This window comes from Baaleninema sp., from assembly GCF_049974805.1.
In the GTDB taxonomy this organism is placed as follows: Bacteria; Cyanobacteriota; Cyanobacteriia; order Cyanobacteriales; family Geitlerinemataceae; genus Baaleninema.
The window spans coordinates 1-3,807 of record NZ_JBNGCO010000205.1; the positions used below are offsets into that span (position 1 = coordinate 1).

3 protein-coding genes are annotated in these 3,807 nt (G+C 47.6%); all 3 read right to left on the reverse strand.

Annotation, left to right across the window (positions count from 1 at the left end):
- Nucleotides 1–17 precede the first annotated feature (17 nt).
- A complete protein-coding gene (locus tag ACP5D4_RS21215) occupies nucleotides 18–194 on the reverse strand; it encodes a hypothetical protein (protein WP_428013596.1) in 177 nt (58 codons plus the stop codon).
- 27 nt (nucleotides 195–221) lie between these two features.
- On the reverse strand, nucleotides 222–908 hold the full coding sequence (locus tag ACP5D4_RS21220) for an adenylate/guanylate cyclase domain-containing protein (RefSeq protein WP_428013597.1): 687 nt from the start codon (nucleotides 906–908) through the stop codon (nucleotides 222–224).
- 275 nt (nucleotides 909–1,183) lie between these two features.
- The gene (locus tag ACP5D4_RS21225) at nucleotides 1,184–3,763 is read right to left on the reverse strand and encodes a GAF domain-containing protein (protein WP_428013598.1); all 2,580 of its coding nucleotides are present in this window, start codon (nucleotides 3,761–3,763) and stop codon (nucleotides 1,184–1,186) included.
- Between the last annotated feature and the right edge of the window lie 44 nt (nucleotides 3,764–3,807).

Sequence of the window (3,807 nt, forward strand, 5' to 3'; positions counted from 1 at the left end):
GTATTTTGCCCGTCCGATTAAATCTCGAGCCAGCTCCAATAAAGTCGTTGTTTCCCCCCTCCCGGTTCGCCGAGAATTAACAGGGAGCGGGACGCACCCTGTTCGTCGAATTTGTCGATCGCTTTCATACCAGTGGGTAAAGTATGGGACGCGTCTTCGCTTTGCCAAACGATACTCCAGGCGCGATCGAGCATATCCTCTCTCGACTCTAACCCCAACTCTCAGGCAACGCGATCGTGGAGCGAGGTTTCTAACACGCCTTTGACCCAGTAGTTTTTGACTTTATCGAGCAGAACTTGACGGTTGCGATAATCTTGTCGAGAAGGCAGTAATTTCGGCGGAGAAATTTTCGATTTTGACGGAGATGCACTCAGTAAAATTTGATAAACTGGAAACGCATTACTAATATTTTTGATTTCTCTCGGACCTAAATAGGTCGCTTTCACCGCTAAGGTATGTTTGACCGCATCGTAAACCGTTTTAGACAGACAAATTCCACCGGGTTCGGCTTGGGTTTGTAATCGGGCAGCAATATTGACCCCATTACCCATCACGTCGTTTTCTGTGATAAAAACATCCCCGAGATGGATGCCAATTCGATGCTCTAGAACTTCTTCCTTGGCAAGTGTTTCTGAGGTTTTAGCTAAGCGTTTTTGAATTTCGATCGCACAGGATACCGCTTGCATGGCACTGGTAAAGTACATTAACAAGCCGTCTCCAGTAGACTTCAGAACTCTGCCATCGCAACACTGACAGACTTCAGACATCATTTGCAAGTCTCGTTTGATTAAACGAAGGGTTCTTTCTTCATCAGACGACATCCGGGCGCTAAAACTCACCGCATCGCTAAAAACAATCGCAGCCAGCACCCGATGGAGATCTTGAATATTATCTGTAAATTCAGTCATGAAATCCTGAAATTAGCGATGAATAATTGTATCGATCGCTCGTTTCGTATTTCAATCTCTCCCTGCTCGGAAAAAAAGTCCTGAAACCCTTGCTATACAAGAGTTTTGATGAATTTACGGTTGTTGAGGTTCGGGGTTGGAAGACGAACGGATGTAAAGGGGTTTGAGGGCGCGAAAAACAGCCTTCAGGAAGACAGATCGTCTCGTGGTTTTATTAAAAATTTTTTTTCAGTCAAGTCCTTCCCAGGGAAGCCTTATCCCCTCACGGCTAGGCTTCACTTATGGGTCATCGTTCTCACACCATCCCAATTTCCCGATGGCGGGTTTTCTAATAAGGTTCTAGCCTGTTTTAAATGCAACGTCAATGGTTTATCGTTCGGACAGATCTGTTGCGCTGCCTCAAAACAGGCGATCGCTTGCTCGAAATTCCCTGACAAATAGTCTTCTCGACCCATTTTATATAAATATAAAAACTTCGCCATACCCGGATCGAGTTCTGCTGACTTTTCGTCGATCAGCTCGTAAATTTTAACCGCGTCATTTTTTCCTTTAACCCGAATTTTATCTAATTCCCGAACCCAAATGCGATCGGCACATAAATTAAACGTATGTTCGCTAATAATAATATCGCAACCATATTCCTTCGTTAAACTTTCCAGACGGGCGCTCAAATTCACCCCGTCCCCAATTACCGTATAATCCATCCGTTTTTGAGAGCCGATATTTCCCGACACCACTTCCCCGGAACTAATACCAATTCCGATGTGGATTTTCGGTTGATTTTCAATAATGCGATGTTTGTTGAACTCCTCCAACCGTCGCCGCATATCCAACGCCGCTCGAATCGCCATCCAACCGTGATTTTCCGTCAGCGGAAGTGGGGCCCCAAACACCGCCATCAACGCATCCCCAATAAACTTATCCAGCGTTCCCTCAAAGTTAAACACCGCTTCCACCATCGTCTCGAAATACTGGTTCAGTAGCGTCACCACTTCCGAGGCGCCCAAATTTTCCGTCAGCGTCGTATACCCGCGAATATCGGAAAACAGAATCGTTACGTCTTTCCGTTCTCCTACCATCAAGGCGTCTTCTCCCAACGCCATCACCTGTTCGGCGACGTTGGGCGTCATGTAGCGATACATGGCCGTTTTCATGCGTTTTTCGCGGCTGATGTCTTCTAACACCACCAGTCCGCCTCGGACGCCCCCTTCCGGGTTGGTTAACGGCGTTACGGTGAGGTTGATGCTGCGTTCGAGACACTGTACCTGAGATTTGGGTACTTTTGGCGGTACGTTTCCGTTGCGGTGAGCGAAAGTTCGGCGTCCCCAAAGATGATAAATCTCCCGATCTTGAAGGTCACTGGTGGCGAGAATTGAAATCGTTTCTTCGGGATATTCGGTGTCTTCTTCTTGAATTTCATACAGCCCCAAACTCACGGTTTGTTCGGGGACGTAATGTCGTGCGGCATGGGCTAAACTGTCTTCGAGGCGAAATTTTAAGCTGTCGATGGGGATGGCGTCCCAAATAAATCCCCCCGTTAAATTGGCTTCCCAAACCTGTTTGTGGCGTCTGCCATTTTTTCCTTTTAAGGGACAACCGAGAAGTTCTAATGCCGCTTCGTTAATGGTGACAATTCGTCCCTTCATGTCTGTCGAAATCACGGCATCGGAAAGGCTTTGTAAGATGTCTTTTTGATACTGTTTTTCGACGTTGACATCTTGGAAGAGTTGCGCGTTTTCTAAGGCGATTCCTGCTTGAATGTTGAACGCTTCCATAAAAAACTCATCCGTGGCGGTAAAGCTGCCTTGATGTTTGTTTATGAGCTGGGTGACGCCGATGAGTTGCCCTTCGGAGTTGAAGACGGGCATACATAAAATATTTCGGGTAATGTAGCCCGTTCTTTGGTCTGTAGACGGGTCGAAACGGGGGTCTTGATAGGCATCGGGAATGTTGAGCGACGTTCCGGTGGAGGCGACGTAACCCGCAATTCCTTTGTTGGCGGGAATGCGGATTTCCATCATGGTTTTGCCGTCGGCTTTGGCAACTTTCGTCCAAAGTTCTCCTGTTTCTTCGGAAAGGAGAAATAAGGTACTGCGGTCGGCTTTGAGGAGTTTTCTGGCCTGATCCATCACCGATCGTAAGGTGGTTTCGAGGTCTAAGCTTTTTCCGAGGGAGGTGGTGGCGTTTAATAAGGCTCCGACACCCCGTTGGTTTTGGGCGGCGGTGTAAAAGGACTGACAGCTTTCGAGAATAATGCCGATGGAATCGGCGAAAAGTTGGAACTGTTCGCGATCGACCTGAGTAAAGGATACGTTTCCCTGTTTGTTCAACAGTTGCGCCACTGCTGCCACTTTCGATCGATCCTTGCTGCTAAAAATGGGAACGCAGAGCAGGTTTTTCGCCGGACAGGTGGGGGATTCGTCTACTTCTTTGTTAAATAACGGATGGTTGCTGGCGGTTTCGACGACTACGCCTTCCCCCGTCGTTGCTACGTGACCGAGAATTCCCACGTCCGAAGGAAGTCGCATTTCCTTGGTAGTACCGTCGTCGAGGGTCACTTTCGACCACAGTTGAGAGCGATGGCTATCTACTAAAAAAATTGTCGTGCGTTCGGCTTGTAAGATTTGCCCGATTTTGAGGGTAAAGGCGTCGAGTAACTGCTCTAAAATCGTTTCGAGGGCGTCGTCGTTAATGAGATCGATCGCCCGAAGATATTGCTGGAATTCTGCGGTAATAAAATCCAGCAGACAAATAAATTCCGCGACCTCTAAGTCTTTCACGCGACGGGCTAACGCCCCCATCCGATTCCCTTGAATCAGCGTCGCTAGAACGTTACCCGCATTAGAAAAAGTCATAGCTGCGATAATCGAACGATACTCGAAAACCCGTCAAAATTAGG

Bases quoted from the DNA above. Each gene is read 5' to 3' on its own strand.
- ACP5D4_RS21215 (WP_428013596.1), bottom strand. From the start codon at position 194: ATGCTCGATCGCGCCTGGAGTATCGTTTGGCAAAGCGAAGACGCGTCC.
- ACP5D4_RS21220 (WP_428013597.1), bottom strand. From the start codon at position 908: ATGACTGAATTTACAGATAATATTCAAGATCTCCATCGGGTGCTGGCT.
- ACP5D4_RS21225 (WP_428013598.1), bottom strand. From the start codon at position 3,763: ATGACTTTTTCTAATGCGGGTAACGTTCTAGCGACGCTGATTCAAGGG.